The sequence below is a fragment of the Salinicoccus sp. ID82-1 genome (assembly GCF_021991715.1).
Lineage (GTDB): Bacteria > Bacillota > Bacilli > Staphylococcales > Salinicoccaceae > Salinicoccus > Salinicoccus cyprini.
Map to the genome: position 1 here is coordinate 187,677 of NZ_JAGFLY010000002.1, position 23,496 is coordinate 211,172.

Genomic DNA, 23,496 nt, shown 5'->3' on the forward strand with positions numbered 1-23,496 from the left:
CCTTGTTTGAACTTGAAACTTCTAATCCCTTTTATATACCAGTCTACCGTCAATGAAAGTGTAGAGGATAAGGTCATCCTCGAGCACGATATCCTCATCCAGTGGATTTTCATCGAGCAGCACGAAGTCGGCGGCCTTGCCGATCTCGACTGAACCGTTCTCACTCTCGGTCTGGTTGAGCTTTGCGCCACTGATTGTCATGGCCTTCAATGCCTCGAAACGGGACAGTTTCATGTCTTCCCCGAGCACCCGGCCGCTTTTCGTCGTACGGTCGCAGGCGATGCGGATTGTATCGAGTGGTGAAATCGGCGTCACCGGACAGTCGGAGTGGAGTGTATACAATACACCGAGATCCTCTGCCCAGCGTGCCGGATCCATTTTTTCAGCGCGTGCTGGTCCAAGGAACTTCTCATAGTGCTTGTCGCCATAGTAGTAGATATGATTTGTGAAAAATGAACCCTCGATATCGTTCGCCTTCATCGCTTCGATATCCGCATATTTGCCGGTCTGGATATGCTCGATGCGCGTCACTTCATCATAGTCCGCCATTGCATTGATTTTGCTGTAGGCTTCGATGATCGACTCGATGGCAGCGTCGCCATTGCCATGAGTCGTCAGCGGGTAGCCGCGGCGGGCGAAATCCATATAAAGGTCTTCGAGCTTGTCCTGCGGAATGATGATATGGCTTTTATCATCGACATTATGATAGTTCTCGGTCAGCGCAGCCGTGTTGATCTGGATGGAGCCATCCTGGAAGAACTTTGCACTATCGAGCGTACATTGCCCGTCGGACAAGCCTTCTATCCGCTGCTTCAATTCATCAAAAGAAAGTCCCTTTAGAGATTCGGATTCGAGCATCAGCTGATAGTCGATCATGAGGCGCAGCTTCATATCGTTATTCTGCTGGATATAGGCAGTAAACGCATCGTAGTCATCCTTGCCATGTGCCAGACCGACACATGCTTCGGTTGCTGTCGTGATGCCTTTTGAAATGTAATCTGTTTGAGCGGCCTTCAATGCCTCGATCATCTCGGCCTTCGACGGTTTCGGGAGGTGCGGAAGCAGCATCTCAACGGCCGGCAGTTCAAAAAGCAGTCCGTTCAGCCTGCCATCCGTCCGCGCAAAGTATCCGCCATCCGGATCCGGTGTTTCTTCATTGATGCTGGCAATCTCAAGCGCGCGTGAGTTGGCGACGCCCATATGCGCTGAGCTGTGACGGATATAGATCGGATGATCCGTCGAAATCGCATCCAGTTCGTCTATCGTGATGTGCCGGTCCTCTGCGAGTTCGATTTCACTGTAGCCATGACCGACCACCCATTCACCGTCTGGAGTCGTATCCACACGTGCCTGCAGCGCCGCTTTTATTTCATCAATGCTGCCGACAGTCTGTGGCGTCAGATCGACGAGCGACTTGTATAGGCCGTAGAGCAGCAGGTGGCTGTGGGTATCGATGAAGCCCGGGATGAGGAAGCGGCCTTCTGCATCCAGCACCTCTTCCTCCCCGGCAGCAATCTCCGCGTCGATATGGACGATTTTCCCATCCTCTACCAATATGTCTCCCAAATAGGGTGTGTCCATCACCATATCGATGATGTTTGCATTTTTGATCAGTACTTTTGTCATTATTTATCCTCCAATGTCGGATTGTGCAGTTTTTCGAAATAGGCGGCCTGTACGGTTTCGGAATCAGCATGCTTCGTCACGAGACTGACACCGATCAGCAGAATGAAGGAGACCAGGAAGCCGAACAAAGCGTGATCCATGCCGATCGGCAGAAACGGATAGGCGAGTACAAGAGTTGCTGTACCAATCATGCTGACGAGGACGCCGGCTTTCGTAACACCCTTCCAGAACATGACAGCCAGGAACGGAAATACGATGACGGTCGCCGTCAGACGCAGCGCCCACTGGTACGTCGTCGCGATATCCTCGACCGTATAGGCGAACAGGCAGGCAAGACTCGTGATGATCAGCACGGAAATACGCGAGAAGAACAGCATGCGCTTGCCGCTCGCATGGCGATTGATGAATGTCTTGTAGAAATCGATCGTCAAGTTGCTTGAGCCTTGTAGAATGAATGACGTGGCGCCGGTCATGAGCGCAGCGAGCAGTCCCAGGAAGACAAGGCCGCCAAGTGGACTCGCAAGCAGGAAGTCCGTGACATATGAAAATACAAGGTCAGGGTCCATATCAAGCGGCACAAACTGGCGTGCAGCGAGACCGATGATGAACGGCAGGAATGAGATCAGGCCGGCGATGATGAAGCCGAGTGCGTTGGCACCCACTGCCACTTTTTCATCCTTTGCGGCGAATATGCGCTGCCATGTCGACTGCCAGACGAGATAGAAAGGTCCGACCGACAGGGCGTAGAGCAGAATTTCACCATAGCCATCAGGACCGGCAATACTCAAGTATTCCGGCGCACTTGCTTCGAACAGGCCGCCCAATCCGCCGACATGAGACACCGTGACGATTGCGAGAATGACCACGCCGATAATGATGATGATCGACTGGATGGCATCCGTCAGAATTGTTGCCGGCAGTCCACCGATGATGGTGAATATCAGGATGACGACGAATGAGATGAAGATGCCGACCGGCAGACTGACGCCGAGCGTAATGTTGAAGACGGTTGACATGCCGACCATCTGCAGTGCCGTCGTCGGCACGGAATAGATGAACGCGGAAAGGATGGAAGGCACAATGCCCGCCTTGCCGCCGAACCTTACGGTGAACAGGTCCGCCAGTGTAATGAGGCGCTGGCGGCGCAGCGGCTTCGCAAAGCCGAGAATCAGAATGAGCGAGAAGACGATGGCGACAAACGCGAACTTCCAGTAGCCGGACAGTCCGACTGTAAAGCCGAGACCGACCCAGCCGATGAAGACCGCTGCACCACAGAATGTGCTGATGATGGTTCCGGTGATCTTCCAGAAGCCGGTATTCCACCCACTGATCAGATAATCTTCGTAAGTGGTGATCTTTCTAAAGTAGTATGCTGCGATACCGAGCATGAAAATGAAGTACAGGACAAAATAGACTATGTACCAACCCAATGGTAATCAACTCCGATTTTTAGGATGCTTTAAATTATATAGGAAATGAAGTGATATTTCTAACTTGTGTAATGATTTCTTACAAGGAGAAAGAACGATGTTGATGTGGTAAAATGTAACCGTATGGATGCTGCAAATGACTGTCGTCTGCTTATGATTCAGAAACTTCATATTTAAAGGGGAGAGGGAAATGTTCACCAAACTTGCGGAAGTCATGCTGTATGTGAATGACCAGGATGCATCGAAGAAGTTCTGGACGGAAAAGCTCGGTTTCAAAGTGATCAGCGAGTCGGAGGCGGGGGATGAGATGCGTTGGATCGAAGTCAGACCGATGGAAGATGCCGGGGCAAGCCTCATTCTTTTCGACAGGAAGACGGTGGAGAAGTTTTCGCCGGAGCTGAACTTCGGAACACCGTCCCTCATGTTTTTCACGGATGATCTGGATCAGCTGCATCAGGAACTGACGGATAAGGGTGTCAATGTCGGTAAAATCGAGGAGTACGGATCAATGAGAACGTTCAACTTCTCTGATGAGGAAGAGAACTATTTTGCAGTGATGAAAGGATAGTGGACGAAAAAAATCCGCACCTGTCGAAGGTGCGGCTTTTGATATGGAACCAAGGGGGATCGAACCCCTGACCTTTGCACTGCCAGTGCAACGCTCTCCCAGCTGAGCTATGGCCCCTTTAATCATACTCCCATATTTTATACGAACTCGATGGGATATACAAGACCAATTTTTACATTGATTCAAAATAAATGGGATATACATATTATGTATAAAAATTCCAAAGCTTGTATAAAACGAACGATAAATGATAATATTCTAAAGAGGTAGACATATCTGAAAAATCATTGTAACATAATTAAGTGTTCATACTTTTATGAACGAAAAACACGAACTTTACTACGCAAATAACGGGGTCAGGGGCATCATTCTATTACATATGAAAGGGGATATGGATTGATGAACACATTTGTAAACGAATATTTGAAGGAGAACAGGTCGTATTTCGAGTCGGTCAGTGCATACATATTCAATCATCCTGAAACGCGCTTTGAAGAGTACGAATCTGCAAAGTTTCTTGCGGATGAATGCGAGAAGCAGGGATTCACGGTTGAGCGGAATGTCGCCGGCATCGATACGGCATTTACGGCAACCTACGGTACTGAGGGACCTGAAATCGGTTTTCTTGGTGAGTTTGACGCATTATCAGGCTTGAGCCAGAAACCGGGAGAGACAACCTATCAGCCGCTTGAAACGGATATCGGCCATGGCTGTGGACACAATCTGCTCGGCACGGGCGCTTTCGCTGCTGCCTGTGCGACGAAGGCATATTTGGAACACCACAATCTGCAAGGCCAAGTGACATTTTTCGGCTGTCCGGGAGAAGAGGGCGGCTCCGGCAAGACCTTCATGGTGAGAGCGGGCGTATTTGATAAGGTGGACGCTGCACTGACTTGGCATCCATCTTCAACAAATGCCGTCATGGACTACTCGACGCTCGCAAACTATCAGGTCTATTTCAAGTTCCATGGCCGCTCGTCCCATGCAGCGCATACACCGCATCTCGGGAGGAGTGCCCTCGATGCAGTGGAGCTCATGAACGTCGGTGTCAACTATCTGCGTGAACACGTCATACCGGAAGCACGCATGCACTATGCAGTGACGAACACCGGCGGTATTTCGCCGAATGTCGTCCCGGCGCAGGCGGAAGTACTCTATCTCATCCGTGCACCACGTGTCGACCAGGTGGAGGAGATCTACCAGCGGGTCGTCAAGATTGCCGAGGGTGCTGCGATGATGACGGAAACCGAAATGACGATCGATTTCGACAAGGGCTGTTCGAACTACATACCGAACCGCCATCTTGAAAAGCTGCTTTACGCGGGGCTTGAAGCAGCAGGTGCAGGAGCGCCAAAGGATACGGAGAAGGCATACGCTGAAAAGCTGTGGAATACACTGCCTGAATCCGTGCAGCAGAACTATCTCGAACCGATCAGCGGTTTCGGCTATACGGGTGATGGCTCGGAATACGCCGGTAAATATCTGGCGGATACGATCTCACCATACATCGGACGGGAAGGCATCCTGCCCGGCTCGACAGATGTCGGTGATGTCAGCTGGATTGTGCCGACGGCACAGCTTTCCGCCGCCACTTCGGCACTTGGTACAATACTGCATTCATGGCAGATGACGTCGCAGGGTCTGAGCGACTTCGCCAACCGCGGCATGCTGCGCGCGGCCGAAAGCATGGCATACGCCGGCGTAAAACTTTTCGAATCGAAAGAAGATCTGGAACAGGTCAGAGCGGAGTTCGAACGCTTCAGGGAGAAGAATGACTATATGAATCCGATTCCGGATTCGGTCACCCCTTCAAAGCTGAGCGACAGATAAACGAAATAAAACTTAAATAGTGAGGTGTCCTATGGAACAAAAAAGAGGCATTTTTGCCAGATTTCTAGATGTAATTGAACGTGTTGGCAATAAGCTGCCGGACCCATTTGTACTCTTCGTCGGGCTGGCATTCTTCATGATACTGCTTTCCTGGGTATTCAGCCTGGCAGACGCATCCGTCCAGCACCCGGGTACAGGGGAAGAACTCGCAATCAGAAACCTGATGTCCGGTGAAGGCCTGCAGTTCATTCTGACGTCGATGCTCGAGAACTTTACAGGCTTTGCACCACTCGGACTGGTGCTCGCCATGATGCTTGGTATCGGTCTTGCCGAGAAAGTCGGCCTGCTCGATTACGCCATCCGCAAAACAATTTTGAAATCGCCCCCATTCCTGCTGACATATACGGTCGTATTCGTCGGTATCATGGGTAACCTGGCATCCGATGCAGCGGTCGTACTGATTCCGCCGCTTGGTGCCCTTGTATTCTATAAGGTCGGCAGACATCCACTTGCTGGTCTTGCAGCCGGTTTTGCCGGCGCCGGCGCCGGATTCACGGCCAACCTGTTCATTGCCGGAACGGACGCACTCCTTGCCGGTATTACAACAGAAGCGGTTGCGGTCATCGACGACAGTATCGTCGTCACGCCGATCGACAACTGGTACTTCAATATCGTTTCCGTCTTCGTGCTGACGGTTGTCGGCGGCCTGCTGACTTCAAAGTTCATCGAGCCGAGACTAGGAAAATATAAAGGTGATGCAGTCGAAGAGGAGAGCACTGAGGAACTGCCACGCGCTAAAATGGGCTTCTTTGCGGCACTGATTGCAGGACTGCTCTATTGGGCACTCATCTTCACGGTCATCATGCTGCCGGACAGCCCGCTTCGAGGTGAAGGCGGAACCATCATCCCTTCACCATTCATCGACGGCATCGTACCACTCATCCTGATCTTCTTCGTCATCATCGGGTTGGCTTTCGGTATCGTCACAGGTACAGTCAGATCCGGCAAGGACGTTGCCGATCATATGACGGAAGCGATCAAGGAACTGGCAGGCTACATCGTGCTTGTATTCGCCATCGCCCAGTTCATTGCCTACTTCAACTGGTCCAACCTGGGTACATGGATCGCCGTAAATGGTGCGGAATTCCTGCAGAGCGTCAACTTTACCGGAATCCCGCTGATCATCGGCTACATCATCTTCACCGGTGCGATGAACTTCCTGATCACTTCAGGTTCAGCCAAATGGGCAATCGAGGCACCGATATTCGTGCCGATGTTCATGCAGCTCGGCTATGACCCGGCTTTTACACAAGTGGCCTACCGTGTTGCGGATTCTTCATTCAACATCGTGACACCACTGTTCCCGTACCTGGTCATCATCCTGGCGTTCATGAAACGCTATGATAAGAACGCCAGCCTCGGCACATACATTTCACTGATGCTGCCGTATTCCATCGCGTTCATCGTGGCATGGATCATCCTGATCATGGTCTTCTACTATGCAGGCCTGCCATACGGTCCGGGTGTCTACACGTTCCTGGAAGACAGAGCGCAATAAAACCACTTTTAGGGAGAGAATAAAATGACTCAGCTTGAAACACAATTGATAGAATGGCGCAGGGATTTCCACCAGTATCCGGAACTCGGGTTCCTGGAGATGAGGACAGCAACCATCGTTGCTGATACACTCGAAAAACTCGGCTTTGAATTTGAAATTGGCAAAGCAGTCATGAATCCGGACTATGTCATGGGCAAGCCGGATGATGAAGAGACGAAAAAGCATCTCGAATGGGCGAAGGAGAACGGCGCCATCGAGAAGTACCTCGGCTACGTTTCTGAAGGCTATACCGGCATCGTTGCGACACTCGATACCGGCAAGCCCGGTCCAACGATAGCCTATCGTGTCGATATGGATGCACTGCCGATCTTTGAAGCGACAGGCGAAGACCACTTCCCTGTTGAAAAAGGCTTCAGATCCACAACCGAGAATATGCATGCATGCGGACATGATGTGCATACTTCGATCGGTCTCGGTCTCGCAACAAGACTGATGGAAAATAAAGACCAGCTCGCAGGCAAGATCAAGATCCTTTTCCAGCCGGCCGAAGAAGGCACACGCGGCGCCCGTTCGATGGTGGAGGCAGGCGCAGTCGAAGATGTCAACTACCTCATCGCCTCCCATATCGGTACAGGGGTTCCGCATGACACCATCGTCGCTGCCAATAACGGTTTCCTCGCAACATCCAAGATGGATGTGACATTCAAAGGCGTCTCCTCACATGCCGGAGGCAGACCGGAAGAAGGCAAGAATGCCATGCTCGCGGCAGCCAATGCCGTCATCAATCTGAATGCCATACCGAGACACTCGGGCGGCGCAACGCGCATCAACGTCGGTGAACTGCACGCCGGCAGTGGCAGAAATGTCATTGCGGACCATGCTGCGCTGAAGATCGAGACGCGCGGTGAGACATCGGAAGTCAATGAGTATGTCAAAGCACAGGCGGAAGCCGTCATCGAAGGGGCCGCGAAGATGTATGGCGCAACGTACAACATCGAACTCGTCGGTGAAGCAGAGAATACGAACTGTTCACTGGAGCTCGCAGAAGTACTGAAAGGTGTCGGCGAGGAAGCGGGCCTCACAGGAGAACTGAAAAGTGATGCTGCTGCAGGTTCGGAAGATGCGACATTCATGATCAACGCCGTACAGAAGCAGGGTGGACAGGCGACGTACTGCGTATTCGGTACAGACCTTGCAGCCGGACACCATAACGAGAAATTCGACATCAACGAAGCCAGCATGCTGCCGGCAGTGGAGACACTGTTCGCATCTGCCAAAAAGCTCAGCAACCAATAACGGAAAAACCGAGGAAAGTATCCTCGGTTTTTTCCGTTATTTTTAAATTATCAGCGACCCCGGAATGAAAATAGGAACAACTGCATAGGGATATCCTTCCGGATAAGACAGCCCTAAAGGAGAACGGGTTCAAAAAAGTGGTTCCAGCCTTTCAATATAGGGTATTTAAACCTATAAGACATATTTGAAAGGGGTATGCTATGAAACTGTGGAAAATGCTACTTTTGGTGATGGCAGTAAGTGTTGTTCTGGCAGCTTGTGGAGACGAAAGCGAATCGGATCCCGAAGTGGAAGAGGGGGCAATAGACGAAACGGTTGATGAAGAGGATCCAGGAGGTGTCCTTGATGTTCCTGAAGAAGAAGTCACGCTCATAAACACTGAAGGTGAGGAGACTGCAACGGCTACATTGAGTGAAGGGGATTCAGGCGTAAATGTAGCAATTGAAGGGGAGAACCTGCCACCTGGAGAGCTGGGATTCCATTTCCATGAAACGGGATCATGCGAATTACCGGACTTTGAGTCTGCAGGCGGGCACTATAATCCGACAGACGCAAATCATGGATTTGAAGACCCGGAAGGGCCTCATGCCGGTGATATGGAAAATATCGAAGTTGCGGAAGATGGTACGGTAGATACAGAAACTACTGCGGATATGGTGACGATGCAGGAGAATGAGGAGAATACATTATACACGGAAGAAGGCACCGCACTCATCATCCACTCGGAAGCCGATGATTATGTAAGTCAACCATCAGGTGATGCTGGAGAGCGTATAGCATGTGGCGTGGTTGGAGAATAGAAGAACAGATAGGTTCAACAGACATGGCTTATCAGAGGAAACAACAGAGGCCCAGTTCCAAGGAGCTGGGCCTCTGTTGTTTCCTCATCCTCGATCATAGGGCCACCATATGCAGTAAAGCTGCTGGAGCACAGCTTCTATCTCTTGTTATCATTCATCTTCAAGGAATTGAAGCAGTGCTGCTGATTGTCCCAGCCGAGATGCTGCCGGGATTTGACGAAGGATGCTCTGAAGAACTGGGCAATCTTTTCCTTCTCCTGTTCATCGCGGCCATTTTTCATTTCGTACAGGTATTCGGTCATCTCAGCTTTGAAGTAGCTGCCTTCCGGGAAGCTGTCATCGACTTCAAGTACCGTATCGGAAACGAACGGGTAGGGAAGGACAAAGAAAGGCGGGTCTTTGAAAGTGTCATCGCCGAGCCAGAAGCCGAACTCGATCATATGCTCGTCGAAAGCGGCCCGCTCGATGACTTTCGTGTCATCTGGGAAAGGTTCGAACTGGTCGTAGACTGCGAAGCAGGAGACATCGAACGTGCCCCAGAACAGTCCCGGCATCGCCTTGCGTATTCTGAGCGGGGCAAGAAACATCGCTTCAGTGTCACTGGCGTACTGGAACCAGGCGAGTATTTCCCGGGAAACTTCCGGTTTGTAGTGGTGGTGCTCATCATCAAGCTCGAAAGGCGTCGTCGTCTTCATTTCCTGTGGCGTCGTAAAGACGGAAAGGTCAAGACCAAGCCGGCGTGCGGCAGCAATGATCTCTTCATAATACGTACGGACGGTTTTGCCATCTTCCAGTGCAACTGTTTCGTCTCCTGAAGCCGTCTCTATAACGACACGGTTGTGCATAAGGTCGGCTTCGATGCTGAAGGCCTCTCCATTCTGTTTCAGTAGTCCAGTTGTAAATCCGCGCGGTGTGATGTCGAGAACGACGTGGGCCCATTGGGGCTGTTGATGTGCATACTCGAGTTTGATCTTACCGATAATCTGAGAAACCAGCTGCAGTGTTGTGATCTCTTTCATATTTTCCTGATGAAAACTCATATTCATCACCTCAAGGGTATTATAACCAGTACATTGAGCAAATTGCCATCAACTACGTCAAAATAAAAACCCGAGGCCAGGCCCCAGGTGCTTCTTTCAGTATCCGACAAACAGCAGTGCCAGTACATAGATGATCGGGAACGAAATGATCGTCCTCAGTATGAATATGGCAAGCAGTTCCCAGACGGATACGGGAATCTTCGATTTGAGGAGCAGGGCACCGACTTCAGAGAAGTAGATGATCTGCACGAGTGACATGACGGCGATCAGAAACTTCGTGAACATGCTGTCGATGCCGGAACCGATGACGGATGGCAGGAACATGTCGGTGACGCCGATGATGAATGCCGGTGCTGCGGCAGCGGCTTCTGGTACATTGATGAGTTCCAGGAACAGCTGGACCGGGTAGCTCAAGTAGGTGAATACAGGTGTATACTCGGCGACAATCAGTGCCAGTGTACCGATGGCGATGACGACGGGAATCAGACCGCCATATATATCGACAACATTCAGTGTACCGTCCTTGATGATGCCTTTCGGTCCATCGCTTTCGTCGGCTCTCTTGTAGGCACGTGTCGTTGCGGTTTTGAGCATCGTACTTTCGACATCCCTGTCATCAATCTGCTTGCCGGTCACTTCATAGTACGTGTCCTCCTTTTTGGACAGGGGCGGAATGCGTACCATGACGAGAGCTGTAAGTATGCAGGCGATGGCCATCGTCATATAGAACTGCAGGAAGTATTCCTCGATGCCGATGAATGATGCAATGACCAGGCTGAACGGAATGGACAGAACCGAGAAGTTGGTGGCTATATTCATCGCTTCACGCTTCGTGTAAAACCCCTTTTCGTACTGCTGTGTTGTAATCATGACACCGACTGGGCTGCTGCCCATCCATGAAGCGAGGGCATCGATGGAGGAGCGTCCGGGCACTCTATAAAGTGGGCGGATGACCGGTTCGAGGAACGTACCGATGAATTCCATCAGACCAAAGTTCATGAGCAGTGGCATGAGGAAAGCGGCAAGCAGCAGCCATGTGGCGAGTATCGGTACGAGGCTGTACATCATCGTACCGCCTGTCGCATCACTCGTAATCGCCTCAGGACCTAGACCAAGCACGACCATGCCGGCAAATAGAGTACCAAGCACACGGAGTGTGAACCAGAGCCAGTCGAGCACGAAGATGTCCTTCATTTTCTGAGACTGGCTGAACGCATTGCGGTTGATCAGTGTACCGTAGATGGTGATGATCAGAAAGATTGCCATGATGACCGCAAGAATTGCCGGAATCTGAGTCTCCAGATTACCGAGTATGTAGTCGGCGAATATACCGAGAATGATGGTCCATTGACCGTTGAAGTAGACCGGGACGATGAACAGGAGCAGGGCGATGATGGAAATTGTCCACGTCTTTACTTTGGTCTGTGTTGAGAATTGCATAAATAGACCTCTTTTCGTATCTTTATGAATAATATGATAATAAAGGAAAACGGAGCCCATGTCTATACATTGTTGCTCTCAAAAAAATTAAGTCGTATATTCAGCGGGAATTTCCAACCAAGAGAGCTGACTTACATATGCTGCTTCATCTGATAGCTTGCCCTTATTTTAATTATCTTTTAAACATTGAACTTCGTCATCCAGCTGCCTCGGTGAAAAATAAGCTGTTTTTTTAAATTATAGTGCAAGTCATCACCTAAATCAGTAGATAGTATTATTCCATTTATAGTGAATATAGTAAATCTATCGTTAAGTTTTTCAGATAATTATGATAAAATTATATACAAATAAATTCATAATTTCAGTTATGTTATGAAAGTCTTAACCATTTTTGATGCTGGGTATTAAGGACTGGATTTTAATATATTCAGTTCAATATTATATAAAGGGGAGGAAAAACGATGGGGAAAGTTTCGTGGTCAAGATTGACATTCCTGCTGATGCTGATCTTTGTATTGGCTTTGGCAGCATGTGGCAATGGTGGTACTTCAGAAGAAGAATCCACTGAGGAATCGGATACTGCAACAGAAGAAACAACTGAGGAATCCACTGAAGAACCGGAGGAAACAACAGAAGAGAGTGAAGAATCCGAAGAAGCAACAGAAGAAAGTGATGAAAGTACAGATACTGGATCTGAATCAGCAGAAACCGAACCAAAAGTGACTGAGTTTGAACCCGCGTTCCCGGAACAGACAAGAGCACCTGAAGTAGAGACTGAAACAGAACTTGATGTGGAAGTTGTTACTGAGGGTCTTGGCGTGACCTGGGGTATGGTGGAGTTTGATACAAACCGCCTGCTTGTTACGCAAAGAGATTCAGCAGAACTTCTTATTGTAAATCTTGAAGATGGCTCTGTTTCCGAGCCAATCCAAGGGACACCAGAAGTGAATAACGAAGATCAAGGTGGTTTGCTTGATGTAGCCACTGCACCTGATTTTGACGAATCAAGATTAGTATTTCTAACGTTTTCTCAAGATATTGAAGGGGGTACCGTAACTGCTGTCGGTAAAGGTATGTTGTCAGAAGATGAAACCGCACTTGAAAATTTTGAAGTGATCTTCCAAGCAACACCAGCATATGAGGGTACCCTGCACTATGGTGGACGTATCATCTTCGATGATGAAGGCAACCTGTTCCTGACAACGGGTGAGCGTTCAGATGATCCGATCCGCGAACGTGCACAGGACTTGGATGCCTACTTGGGTAAAGTCATCCACATTACACCAGATGGAGAACCAGTAGATACGAATCCGTTTATCGAAGATGAAGATGCACTGGATGGTATCTACAGCTACGGTCACCGTAATATTCAAGGTGTCGACTTCCACCCTGAAACAGGAGACTTATGGATTGTTGAATTCGGTCCACAAGCTGGGGATGAACTGAATATTATTGAGCCAGGCAATAACTACGGATGGCCAATCGTCTCCTATGGTATCGAGTACACTGGTGAATTGATCAATGAGGGGATTTCAGAGCACGAAGCGCAAGGCTTTGTTGAACCAAGATATTATTGGGATCCGACAAGTGCACCAAGTGGCATGTCGTTCTATGATAACGACGCAATCCCTGAATGGGAGAACAACCTGTTCATCGGTGGTCTGGCGCCGAACTATATTGTACGTGTCGTTATTGAAGATGATGTCATTGTTGGAGAAGAACGTCTATTGACTGAAGAAGGCGAACGTTTCCGTGATATTCTTGTAACTGAAGATGGCGCGCTTATTGCATCGACTGATGGCGGGCTGATCTATAGGGTGAGTGCAGCAAGTGAAGATGCCGAATAAAGCATTATGCTCTAAGCGTATTTAACACTATTAATGAAGCAGACATTTGTGGACCCCGCGAATGTCTGCTTCAATATTGGTTTTTTGTTAATCTTTAATATAGTATATACTTGTTAACAATTCAGAAATGAGGATATTCTATGAAACCAGTCATCAAGTTCATATTTCATCTTGTCACTCCACTTATATTAGGTAAAACAATCGGGAAACTGTCTACTAGATCCGCACCGAGGCAATACAAGAAGCTTAGACAGCCGCCCTTTGCCCCACCACGTAAAATTTTTGCTCCCATGTGGACATTTCTATACCTGACGATGGGATTGGCCCATGCGCTCGTCAATAGAAAAGGGGACCGTAAGGCAAGCAGACTGTTCAAAGTTCATCTTATCATCAACTACACTTGGTCTTTCCTATTTTTCCGGCTCAGAAAACGTCAACTCGCATTGGTCAACAGTGTTATGATTTGGATTACAATGTACGCTGTATTATCTAAATTCTTTAAAGTAAGCAAACTATCCGGCTTTATTCTGCTGCCATATACGCTATGGACGACATTTGCAGCTTACCTGACACTTGGAAGTTGGTATCTAAACCGCAATAAATGACAGGACTCGACATTAGAAATTTAAAAGCCATGTATACAATAACCCGAGTAATGGATAAATCAAGAAGAAACGTCCATTATTCGGTTTTTCTATGCATACTCAACTATCGAAACCGGTATCAATAGATGTTGCCATTTATGTGTATCACGTGTGACCCTTTTTAGGTGTCCAGCTTAATTTTACAATCGGCGTTCTTTAAAAAATAATATATTATTACACTGTGTTTATAAGGTGTTACGGATGGGTAGATTGACTCAAGGAGGGTGATATTAATGAAAGCAGTTACTTATCAAGGTCATAAAAATATGGAAGTTCGAGAAGTGAATGATCCAACAATAGAAGAATCAACAGACGCCATTATAAAAATAACAGCTTCAGGTATATGTGGTTCTGATTTACATCTTTATCATCAGGGCGATTTATTCATGGATCCTGGGTTTGTTATTGGACATGAGCCAATGGGGATTGTAGAAGAAGTAGGAAAAGATGTGAAGACCCTTAAAAAAGGCGATAGAGTAGTAATCCCTTTCAACATAGGTTGTGGTGATTGCTTCTATTGTGATAATCACATGGAGTCTCAATGTGATAATTCTAATCAATCACCAGCAAACTGGCAAATGGACAATGGCGGACTTTTCGGTTTTGGTGGCATGCACGGAAACCACTGGGGAGGACAAGCAGAGTATTTGAGAGTTCCTTTTGCTGACTTCTCTTCATTCAAAGTTCCAGATAGTGACTTAAAAGACGAACAAGTATTATTCTTATCTGATGTTGTTCCAACAGCTTATTGGAGTGTAGAACACGCAGGCGTAAAATCTGGAGATACCGTGATTGTTCTCGGTTGTGGTCCAATTGGTTTAATGGCACAAAAATTTGCTAAATTAAAAGGTGCTGAACGTGTGATTGCTATTGATAATGTGGAGCACAGATTAAATCATGCAAAAAAATTCAATGGCGCTGAAACATATAATTTTTCTAAAGAAGATAATATCGGAAAATTACTTCGTGAAACAACACGTGGTGGCGCAGATGTTGTTATAGATTGTGTGGGAATGGATGGACAAGTAGCTCAAGATGATTTAGAGATAAGTTCAAACTCAGCACAACGAGGTAATATTAGTCCAATTATTACAGCAGCTGAATCGGTAAGAAAATTTGGTACCATTCAATTAACTGGTATTTATGGTTCACCTGCAGACAATTTCCCACTAGATTTAATTTTTAATAGAGACATTCAAGTAAAAAGTGGACAAGCTCCAGTTATTCATCAAATGCCAAAGTTATATGAAATGATTAAAAATGAAGTTTTTGATCCAACAGAAATTATAACGCATACAATGCCTTTAGAAGAAGCAAGTCAAGCTTATGATATTTTTGATCAGAAAAAAGATAACAATATTAAAGTCATTTTAAAACCGCAATGATAACTATATAAATAAAAAAGAAGTATAAACGTAACTTCTTGATTAAATGAAGAAAGTCCATTTCTATTGAAATAATATAGAGATGGGTTTTCTTATATTATTTTAATACTATGAATGAGAGTTTTTTCTGTTTTATATTTAGACTCCCGAGAGAACAAAAGAAGATAGGGAATACTAGTTAAAGTTGCCTTCTAAGAAATTAGATTCAACAATACTGAATTATTATACGTAAGGCCACCAATAAACAAATTTATAAAAACTCATTTACTAGCTATTTCAATTTAATAAACAATTTCTTAGAATGATTAAAAACCTCATCAACGATGATACGCTTCAACGTATCATCGTTGATGAGGTTATTACAAAAATAGTGATGCTTAATTCTTCGAGGATTAAATTCGATTTTCAGGTGTAACGTGTATGATTAGAGTCTACCCAATTCATGGGGACCGTCAATAATTATATGTAAATGAAGGCATGCCTTTTCTTGTAGTATTTGTTACTCGCTAAACATTTCAGTTAGTTCGGCCCGTGCTCGGTTGAAACCGATGTGACACCGTGTGGCAAACCGCTGGTTATATGCTTCAAATTGAGTAACGAGAAAACAATCAAGTGATTCTTTTAGACTTTAGTATTGGTAAAGGCTAACTGGCACTCACTTTCTTAATTCAGTTCTAATCGACTAAATACAAGGATTATAATTACCCCATTTTTTAATTCTATTTTTATTAGACATGGTGTTGATTCTAAATTTCCCTTTACTGTAAAACACCACGGATAGTAAAAGCTAACCGTGGTGTTTTACAATTGTCTTTCAGCATGGAAAGAAACTTTTTCCCACTAAGTGGCAGATGGATCTTCCGTTTCCTCTTCCAATACATTCTCAATATAATCTTTACCCCATTCATACATAGCATCTAAAATCGGCATAAGACTTTTTCCATGCTCAGTCAATGAGTATTCAACTTTTGGTGGAACGACAGGGTACACTTCCCGATGTATGATTAAATGATCTTCCAGTTCGCGTAATTGATTTACAAGCATTCTTTGGGTAATCCTTGGCATAAGGGCCTTTAATTCACCAAATCGTTTTGTTCCTTCCTTACCTAAATGCCATAAAATCAACATTTTCCATTTACCACCTATTACTGCAAGGGTTAATTCCTTTTCACAGTTAAAGGATTTCTCTCCTAAATTCGGCATTTACTTCACTTCCCCCTTATATTATCCAATAGTATACTTTTTATCACTATATGCGATTAAAGTGCGTACTTTTTATTTCGCAACAGACTTAGTATACTTTGAAACGTGCTAGTAAGTAAAATGTTTTTTCTAAGTAAATATTTACACGTGTCTAATGACACCTATTAGCACAATATAAAACAGAAAAATCCTCTAGAAGGAGCGAACTTAAATGAAATTACAATTAGCATTAGATCTTGTCGATATTCCGGAAGCCATTGAATTAGTGAAAGAGGTAGAAGAGTATATTGATGTTGTAGAAATTGGTACACCTGTGGTTATTAATGAAGGTCTTAAAGCAGTGAAAGAAGTAAAAGCTGCTTTTCCAAACTTAACTGTATTAGCTGATTTGAAAATTATGGATGCAGCTGGCTATGAAGTAAGCCAAGCATCTGCAGCAGGCGCAGACATCATTACGATCCTTGGGACCGCAGAAGACGAGTCCATTAAAGGCGCAGTAGAAGAAGCTAAAAAACAAGGGAAAGAAATCCTCGTAGATATGATTGCAGTGAAAGACATTGCAGCCCGTGCTAAAGAATTGGATGAACTTGGTGCCGATTATATCTGTGTACACACAGGTTACGATCTGCAAGCTGAAGGGAAAAATTCCTTTGAAGATTTAAACACGATTAAGAACGTCGTAAAAAATGCCAAAACTGCAATTGCCGGTGGAATCAAATTAGAAACACTTCCAGAAGTCATTAAACAACAACCTGACCTCATCGTTATAGGTGGCGGTATTACAAGCAAAGAAGATAAACAAGCTACTGCCCGCGAAATGCAAACATTAATTAAACAAGGTTGATTCAAATGAAAACTACTGAATATTTATCTGAGATCGTTCAAGAATTAAGTCAAACGGTCCATTTAATTTCTGATGAAGAAGCAGAGAAATTAGTAAACCAGATTTCAGAATCCAAGAAAATCTTTGTGGCTGGTGCGGGCAGATCCGGATTTATGGGAAAATCATTTGTCATGCGAATGATGCATATGGGGATTGATGCCTATGTGGTTGGCGAAACTGTAACAGCTAACTTAGAAAAGGATGATCTTTTAATCATTGGTTCAGGTTCAGGGGAAACCAAGACTTTAGTTGCTATTGCTGAAAAGGCCAAAAGCTTAGGAGGTAAAGTTGCAACTATAACCATTTCTCCCGAATCCACCATTGGAGAACTGGCGGATATAATTGTTAAATTACCCGGGGTAACGAAAGATCAATCTGCAGGTGATTACAAGACTATACAACCGATGGGATCTCTATTTGAGCAAACGATGTTGTTATTTTATGATGCCTTAATCTTGCGTTTTATGGAGAAAAAAGGTTTAGATTCGGATAAAATGTATGGTAAACATGCTAATCTTGAATAAATTAAAAATAAATTTATTTACCCTATTTTAAATTATATCGATATAGAATAGAGCATAAAAGGCCACACTTTGAACTATACCCCGAATAATGGACACGAATAAAAAAGTGCCCCTTAGACTGACCTAGCAGTATGAGACAAAGATAAAACACCTTAATTAGGCTATTTTTCCTCCAAAATGAATTGGAGGAAGGCAGCCTAATTTTTCTTGTATTCTTTCTTCGTTATAGTACTTTAAGTATTGATTAGCGCGTGAAATCGTCTCAACATTACTGAGTGAATTGAATCTGGTGTATATAAACGCTTCAGACTTCAGGGGGGAATGGAACGATTCGATGACCGCATTATCCCAACAGTTCCCGCGTCTGGACAAGCTGCTCACCAGATTATTTTCCATTACATATGACTGATAGGCATATGATGTATACACACTCCCTTGGTCCGAATGAATGATCACCCCTTTAGGATATGCCCGTTTCTCCAAAGCTTCTTTCAGTGTATCCAGCACTAATGGCGTCTGCTGATGACTATACAATTTGGCTGCGACAATCTCATTGTTGTAAAGATCTATAATCGTGGACAGGTACTGCACAGTACATCCGTATTGGATGTAAGTAATGTCCGTGACCCATTTTTGATTGGGCGCGGCAGCCTGAAAGTCACGCTTGATTCGATCGGGTGCGATAATGATGGTTTCCCCTTGTGACTGCCATTTCTTTTTCGGCTTAATCCGGCATTGTAGATGATATTTTTGCATGATGCGCTGCACAGTGTTCCGATTCCTTTTGATATTGTAGTTTCGCTGCAACAACGCTCTCACCTTGCGATGGCCGTATCGATACTTCGTCGACTCACATATATCAATGATTGCCTGTTCCACATCCATCAACGATGAATCAATGCCTTCCGACCGCCATCGGTAGTAGGTGGAACGCGGCACAAGCAATGCACTTAAAATGGCAGTAATCGTGTATTTGGTCTGCATTCTTTCAACAAGTGCCAGAACTATTTCTTTTTCAACTCCTTTTCGATCACCATATACTTTTTTAAAATATCATTCTCCATCTTCAAATGTTCAATCTGACGATCTTTTCGTTCATCAGCTGAGCGCGCTTCAGGACCATGTCCATAGGTATACTGCTTTCCAATCGGTTGATCAAATCGATAAAGTTCCCCTTGTTTATACCACCTGATTCAAGTCGAAGAGGAAATAATCTAAAAAACCTTTTTTCTGATAAAAACGTCTATAGAAAAAAACTTGAAGAAGCTGGCTTTTTCTTTGATGAAGAAACTTTATTAAAAAGTTATAGATGCTCTAAGGAAGTATGTGAATTCGTCAAAGAAAAACTTGGAATTAATATTGAGTCATACCATGAGCATACTTCGACAATTGAATTTGTAGAAGATCCAATAGAAATTGAAAGGATTCTTAATGACAACTCAATAAAGAAATTGTGGTTCTGTTGCAAAGTTGAATTTATAGTATAATTTTAACAAAAAGGAGTCTTCTGTATGAACTATTTCAGATATAAACAATTTAACAAGGATGTTATCACTGTAGCCGTTGGCTACTATCTAAGATATGCATTGAGTTATCGTGATATATCTGAAATATTAAGGGAACGTGGTGTAAACGTTCATCATTCAACGGTCTACCGTTGGGTTCAAGAATATGCCCCAATTTTATATCAAATTTGGAAGAAAAAGCTTATTACAAATGGCGTATTGATGAGACGTACATCAAAATAAAAGGAAAATGGAGTTATTTATATCGTGCCATTGATGCAGAGGGACATACATTAGATATTTGGTTGCGTAAGCAACGAGATAATCATTCAGCATATGCGTTTATCAAACGTCTCATTAAACAATTTGGTAAACCTCAAAAGGTAATTACAGATCAGGCACCTTCAACGAAGGTAGCAATGGCTAAAGTAATTAAAGCTTTTAAACTTAAACCTGACTGTCATTGTACATCGAAATATCTGAATAACCTCATTGAGCAAGATCACCGTCATATTAAAGTAAGAAAGACAAGGTATCAAAGTATCAATACAGCAAAGAATACTTTAAAAGGTATTGAATGTATTTACGCTCTATATAAAAAGAACCGCAGGTCTCTTCAGATCTACGGATTTTCGCCATGCCACGAAATTAGCATCATGCTAGCAAGTTAAGCGAACACTGACATGATAAATTAGTGGTTAGCTATATTTTTTTACTTTGCAACAGAACCGAAATTGTTTTATGAAAAAGCGACCGATTATAGATGTAATTCTATTAATTGGGGAGATTCCAAAGGCGTTTCTTACTCAAATGTTTGTATAATTCTAAATGGTACTACCTTTAACGCATTTAATAAAAATGACTTAAAAAATTTAAAACCTTTAACTTTAGGGAAGTTTTATGTGGCTTGCACTAGAACCGAAAATAATTTGTGGTTTATTCAACAAAAAGATATTCCCAAAGAAATGAAGTTAATTTCTAAGTGAGTTTAAAAAAGATTATGAACTTAACATAATCCGACTTATAAGCAGCCACTAAAGCATAAGGGAATAGAAATGAAAAGCAAGTGCAGAGTAAATATTCTGCACTTGCTTTTTTTTTTCAATATTTTTAAGGATAACAAGAAAAACTCCAACGAAAAAAGATGAAGAAACAACTGTCAATTGTAACTTTGTAAAAAGGCCCAATATACTCGGTGTTGCTTCTGTTTTATTTTGTACTGACTTTAGGTGATAATTGTACTATATAAGATGCTAATATTATCTTTTTCACAAATTAAGTTTCAATGTAAAATTTGTTATATCACTATAGTAACGCTTCTATCAATAAGATTAAGAATATGAAGCTATATGGAGGTTAATGTATGGCAAGAGTCTTGGTTGTTGATGATGATAAGAACACTTTAAAATTTGTCCGGTTACATCTTGAAGAAGAAGGATATGATGTAATCGAAGCAACGGATGGAAGGGACGCGTTAAAAAAGCTGAAGATCCTCCCTTGTGATATCGCAGTAGTAGATGTGATGATGCCTTTTATGGATGGTATATCTTTGACAAAAGAAATTCGGAACACATATGAAATCCCAATTATTATTTTAACAGCGAAAGATCAGATTGATGATAAAGCAGTCGGATTTGAAGCAGGGACTGATGATTATCTGACCAAGCCTTTCGAAACGAAAGAGCTGGCGTTCAGGATTAAGGCGCTTCTTCGCCGGTATGTCGACCCTGAGAGTGATAATGATCCAATACGACTGGGGAATGTTTTGATTATTCACGAAAACTACTCAATAAAGATTGATACCAAAACAATCAAACTGCCACTTAAGGAATTTGAACTGTTATATTTACTGGCAAAAAATTCTCAGCGTGTTTTCTCCCGTGAACAAATTATCGAAAATGTTTGGGATTTGGATTTTGAGGGGGATAACCGGACAGTGGATGTCCATATCAAAAGATTAAGGCAACGCTTCAGTCATCTGTCCGTGCCGTTCAGCATCCGTACAGTAAGGGGCGTAGGTTATACACTGGAGATGAATCAATGATGAGATCCTTGTATAGCACTTTTGCTGCAACGACAATAGGCATCATGCTCACCAGTTTCCTGGTCGCATTTCTAATTTCAAATGCATACTACCAGCAATATTTGAAACCGGTCAACGATGAGAAAAATACTCGAATTGCTCAGGAGATATCTACTTTCATTGAAGAGAACCCCGAGATTGCAATGGATGAATATCTGAAAAACATTGCGGATATCGGTTATCAAATCTATCTGTTCGAGACGATGCAGAATGGAATCCTCTATGGTGCTGAATTCAGAGAAAATGAACTTTCTATAAGTATAGTGCAAGATGTTCTTGATGGAAATATCTATCACGGCATGCGGGAATTTCCACGAGAGACTTTTGTCACGGGATTTTTTGCCAATGAGCTGGAGAATACCATCGGTGTTCCTGTAAATTATGATGGTGGAAATTACGCAATATTCATAAGGCCGGACATACAGATGCTATTCAATGAAATGCATCTGTTGTTTGGCTGGTTATTTCTGATCACCATCATCTTAAGCATCATTCTCGTTCTTATTGCCACCAAATATATGGTTCGTCCTGTGAGCCGTCTGAGCAGGGCGACAAAGATACTATCCTCCGGAAATTATAATGTCGAGGGACTAGAGACAGGAAGGAAGGACGAAATGGGCGAATTGACAAACAACTTTGTCAAAATGGCAGAGAAAATACGGCAGAATGAAAATATGCGCAAGGATTTCATATCAAATATTTCCCACGATATACAGTCTCCGCTCTCCAACATCAAAGGGTATGGTATGCTTTTGAAAAATGAACTGGTTGAGAATGAAAAAGGGCTCGAATATGTACGGATCATTGATGATGAATCCAATCGAATCAGTTCGATGACCAATCAGTTACTGCTCTTGTCATCACTCGATCAGGAAGCGCATATCTTAAAAGTGGAAGAATATAATGTAGGCAGACAGATACGACAGTTGATTCACAACTATGAATGGAAAATCGACTCGAATAACCTGATGCTCTCCCATGATATCCCGGATGTGGAGATTACTGCTGACCAGGCCTTGATGAATACAGTGTGGGATAATCTGATTTCCAATGCTCTGAAATATAATAGCACGTTCGGTGAGATCGAGATTGAATTGATGGAGTGTGACAAAGAGATGAAGGTGAGTTTCAAAGATACAGGCATCGGCATGGATGATGCGGTGAAGCAGCGTATCTTCGAGAAGTTCTACAGAGAAGATACCGCGAGATCCCATAGGGTCCCAGGGTCAGGTCTTGGCTTATCCATTGTCCATAAAGTGATTTCTCTCCATGAAGGGACAATCTGTGTGGAGTCAAACCAGAATGGGCAGGGCAGCATATTCACTGTGACACTACCGAAAAAATAAAATGATCCTTCTCAGTTCATATTGCGTTCATATTCCGATTATAGAATATGAAGTATCAATCAACTGAGGAGGATTTTATTTATGAAAAATCCAAGTAAAGTACTGCTTGTCTTCGCTGGGATGTTTGGCGTAATCGGGGCAGTGATGGGTGCCCATATGGCTGGATCAGGGGGATATGCCTTCCGTCCAGTGCATACGCACGTTCTCGTGGTCGGCTGGCTGACATTATTCTCATGGGCCGTATTCTATAAGGTCTTCAGCATAAAGAACACACTTCTGACGAAAATTCATGTATGGACCAGCATCGTCGGCACCACCGGCTTGACGGCAGGGATGTATCTGCATATGGTAAGTCAGATTGAAATGCCGGACATCGTAACGCTGATTATATATATCGGTGGCGGTGTGGCTGTTTTGATCAGCTTCATACTATTCTTCGCCCAGACACTCATCTACAAACCGGAGAACAATTAATGGAGGGGGGATTA

The 23,496-nt window shown here is 44.3% G+C and carries 18 protein-coding genes, 1 tRNA gene and 3 pseudogenes; 14 read left to right on the forward strand and 8 right to left on the reverse strand.

All coding sequences use genetic code 11. From position 1 onward, the window contains the following. Positions 1-21: 21 nt before the first annotated feature. Entirely contained in the window at positions 22-1,626 is a 1,605-nt protein-coding gene (locus J4760_RS06450; protein WP_237605158.1) for an amidohydrolase, read from the reverse strand. Further along, complete coding sequence (locus J4760_RS06455) at positions 1,626-3,056, reverse strand: sodium:solute symporter family protein (protein WP_237605159.1); 1,431 nt, start codon at positions 3,054-3,056, stop codon at positions 1,626-1,628. The genes J4760_RS06450 and J4760_RS06455 overlap by 1 nt, the downstream gene beginning before the upstream one ends. A 190-nt stretch (positions 3,057-3,246) precedes the next feature. Between J4760_RS06455 and J4760_RS06460 the strand changes: the two genes are divergently transcribed. Next, positions 3,247-3,624: a VOC family protein gene (locus J4760_RS06460; protein WP_237605160.1), complete on the forward strand. Its 378-nt coding sequence runs from the start codon at positions 3,247-3,249 to the stop codon at positions 3,622-3,624. Positions 3,625-3,668: 44 nt separating this feature from the next. On the opposite strand, the gene J4760_RS06465 is transcribed toward J4760_RS06460, so the two are convergent. Further along, positions 3,669-3,741 (reverse strand) — tRNA-Ala (locus J4760_RS06465). A gap of 282 nt (positions 3,742-4,023) precedes the next feature. On the opposite strand from J4760_RS06465, the gene J4760_RS06470 reads away from it, so the two are divergent. The 4 genes from J4760_RS06470 (at position 4,024) to J4760_RS06485 (ending at position 9,108) form a co-directional block, all read left to right on the forward strand. Further along, positions 4,024-5,454 carry an amidohydrolase gene (locus J4760_RS06470; RefSeq protein WP_237605161.1) on the forward strand — a complete coding sequence of 477 codons (1,431 nt, stop codon included), beginning with the start codon at positions 4,024-4,026 and terminating at the stop codon, positions 5,452-5,454. Positions 5,455-5,485: 31 nt separating this feature from the next. Beyond that, positions 5,486-7,012: an AbgT family transporter gene (locus tag J4760_RS06475; protein ID WP_237605162.1), complete on the forward strand. Its 1,527-nt coding sequence runs from the start codon at positions 5,486-5,488 to the stop codon at positions 7,010-7,012. A 24-nt stretch (positions 7,013-7,036) separates the two neighbouring features. Continuing rightward, entirely contained in the window at positions 7,037-8,308 is a 1,272-nt protein-coding gene (locus J4760_RS06480; protein ID WP_237605163.1) for an amidohydrolase, read from the forward strand. A 200-nt stretch (positions 8,309-8,508) separates the two neighbouring features. Further along, positions 8,509-9,108: a superoxide dismutase family protein gene (locus tag J4760_RS06485; protein WP_237605164.1), complete on the forward strand. Its 600-nt coding sequence runs from the start codon at positions 8,509-8,511 to the stop codon at positions 9,106-9,108. Positions 9,109-9,245: 137 nt separating this feature from the next. On the opposite strand, the gene J4760_RS06490 is transcribed toward J4760_RS06485, so the two are convergent. Continuing rightward, positions 9,246-10,148, reverse strand: a complete 903-nt coding sequence (locus J4760_RS06490) for a DUF5996 family protein (RefSeq protein WP_237605165.1) — start codon at positions 10,146-10,148, stop codon at positions 9,246-9,248. A 96-nt stretch (positions 10,149-10,244) separates the two neighbouring features. Further along, a complete protein-coding gene (locus J4760_RS06495) occupies positions 10,245-11,588 on the reverse strand; it encodes a YjiH family protein (RefSeq protein ID WP_237605166.1) in 1,344 nt (447 codons plus the stop codon). A gap of 461 nt (positions 11,589-12,049) precedes the next feature. Here J4760_RS06495 and J4760_RS06500 point away from each other — a divergent pair, with 461 nt between their 5' ends. The 3 genes from J4760_RS06500 to J4760_RS06510 all read left to right on the forward strand — a co-directional run bounded on the left by J4760_RS06500 (position 12,050) and on the right by J4760_RS06510 (position 15,464). Beyond that, positions 12,050-13,435 carry a PQQ-dependent sugar dehydrogenase gene (locus tag J4760_RS06500; RefSeq protein WP_237605167.1) on the forward strand — a complete coding sequence of 462 codons (1,386 nt, stop codon included), beginning with the start codon at positions 12,050-12,052 and terminating at the stop codon, positions 13,433-13,435. A gap of 140 nt (positions 13,436-13,575) precedes the next feature. Next, complete coding sequence (locus J4760_RS06505; protein ID WP_237605168.1) at positions 13,576-14,040, forward strand: TspO/MBR family protein; 465 nt, start codon at positions 13,576-13,578, stop codon at positions 14,038-14,040. 272 nt (positions 14,041-14,312) lie between these two features. After that, positions 14,313-15,464, forward strand: a complete 1,152-nt coding sequence (locus J4760_RS06510) for a zinc-dependent alcohol dehydrogenase (RefSeq protein ID WP_237605169.1) — start codon at positions 14,313-14,315, stop codon at positions 15,462-15,464. Positions 15,465-15,963: 499 nt separating this feature from the next. On the opposite strand, the pseudogene J4760_RS13345 reads toward J4760_RS06510, so the two are convergent. Both J4760_RS13345 and hxlR read right to left on the reverse strand, forming a co-directional pair. Continuing rightward, positions 15,964-16,086 (reverse strand): annotated as a pseudogene (locus J4760_RS13345) (IS256 family transposase); the annotation flags it as partial. Between the two features lie 218 nt (positions 16,087-16,304). Continuing rightward, on the reverse strand, positions 16,305-16,667 hold the full coding sequence (gene hxlR, locus J4760_RS06520; RefSeq protein ID WP_237605170.1) for a transcriptional activator HxlR: 363 nt from the start codon (positions 16,665-16,667) through the stop codon (positions 16,305-16,307). Positions 16,668-16,878: 211 nt separating this feature from the next. On the opposite strand from hxlR, the gene hxlA reads away from it, so the two are divergent. Together hxlA and hxlB are read left to right on the forward strand one after the other, a co-directional pair. After that, positions 16,879-17,511 carry a 3-hexulose-6-phosphate synthase gene (gene hxlA, locus J4760_RS06525; RefSeq protein ID WP_237605171.1) on the forward strand — a complete coding sequence of 211 codons (633 nt, stop codon included), beginning with the start codon at positions 16,879-16,881 and terminating at the stop codon, positions 17,509-17,511. A 5-nt stretch (positions 17,512-17,516) separates the two neighbouring features. After that, positions 17,517-18,074 carry a 6-phospho-3-hexuloisomerase gene (gene hxlB, locus J4760_RS06530; RefSeq protein WP_035511432.1) on the forward strand — a complete coding sequence of 186 codons (558 nt, stop codon included), beginning with the start codon at positions 17,517-17,519 and terminating at the stop codon, positions 18,072-18,074. Positions 18,075-18,230: 156 nt separating this feature from the next. On the opposite strand, the pseudogene J4760_RS06535 reads toward hxlB, so the two are convergent. Then, positions 18,231-19,109: pseudogene (locus J4760_RS06535) on the reverse strand (IS3 family transposase); the annotation flags it as partial. A gap of 476 nt (positions 19,110-19,585) precedes the next feature. Here J4760_RS06535 and J4760_RS06540 point away from each other — a divergent pair. The 4 genes and pseudogenes from J4760_RS06540 to J4760_RS06555 all read left to right on the forward strand — a co-directional run bounded on the left by J4760_RS06540 (position 19,586) and on the right by J4760_RS06555 (position 23,482). After that, positions 19,586-20,250, forward strand: a pseudogene (locus J4760_RS06540) (IS6 family transposase). A 692-nt stretch (positions 20,251-20,942) separates the two neighbouring features. Then, positions 20,943-21,623: a response regulator transcription factor gene (locus J4760_RS06545; protein ID WP_237605173.1), complete on the forward strand. Its 681-nt coding sequence runs from the start codon at positions 20,943-20,945 to the stop codon at positions 21,621-21,623. Further along, a complete protein-coding gene (locus J4760_RS06550; RefSeq protein WP_370637544.1) occupies positions 21,620-23,008 on the forward strand; it encodes a HAMP domain-containing sensor histidine kinase in 1,389 nt (462 codons plus the stop codon). The genes J4760_RS06545 and J4760_RS06550 overlap by 4 nt, the downstream gene beginning before the upstream one ends. A gap of 81 nt (positions 23,009-23,089) precedes the next feature. Further along, positions 23,090-23,482, forward strand: coding sequence for a hypothetical protein (locus tag J4760_RS06555; RefSeq protein WP_145290232.1), 393 nt, complete (start codon positions 23,090-23,092; stop codon positions 23,480-23,482). Positions 23,483-23,496 lie beyond the last annotated feature (14 nt).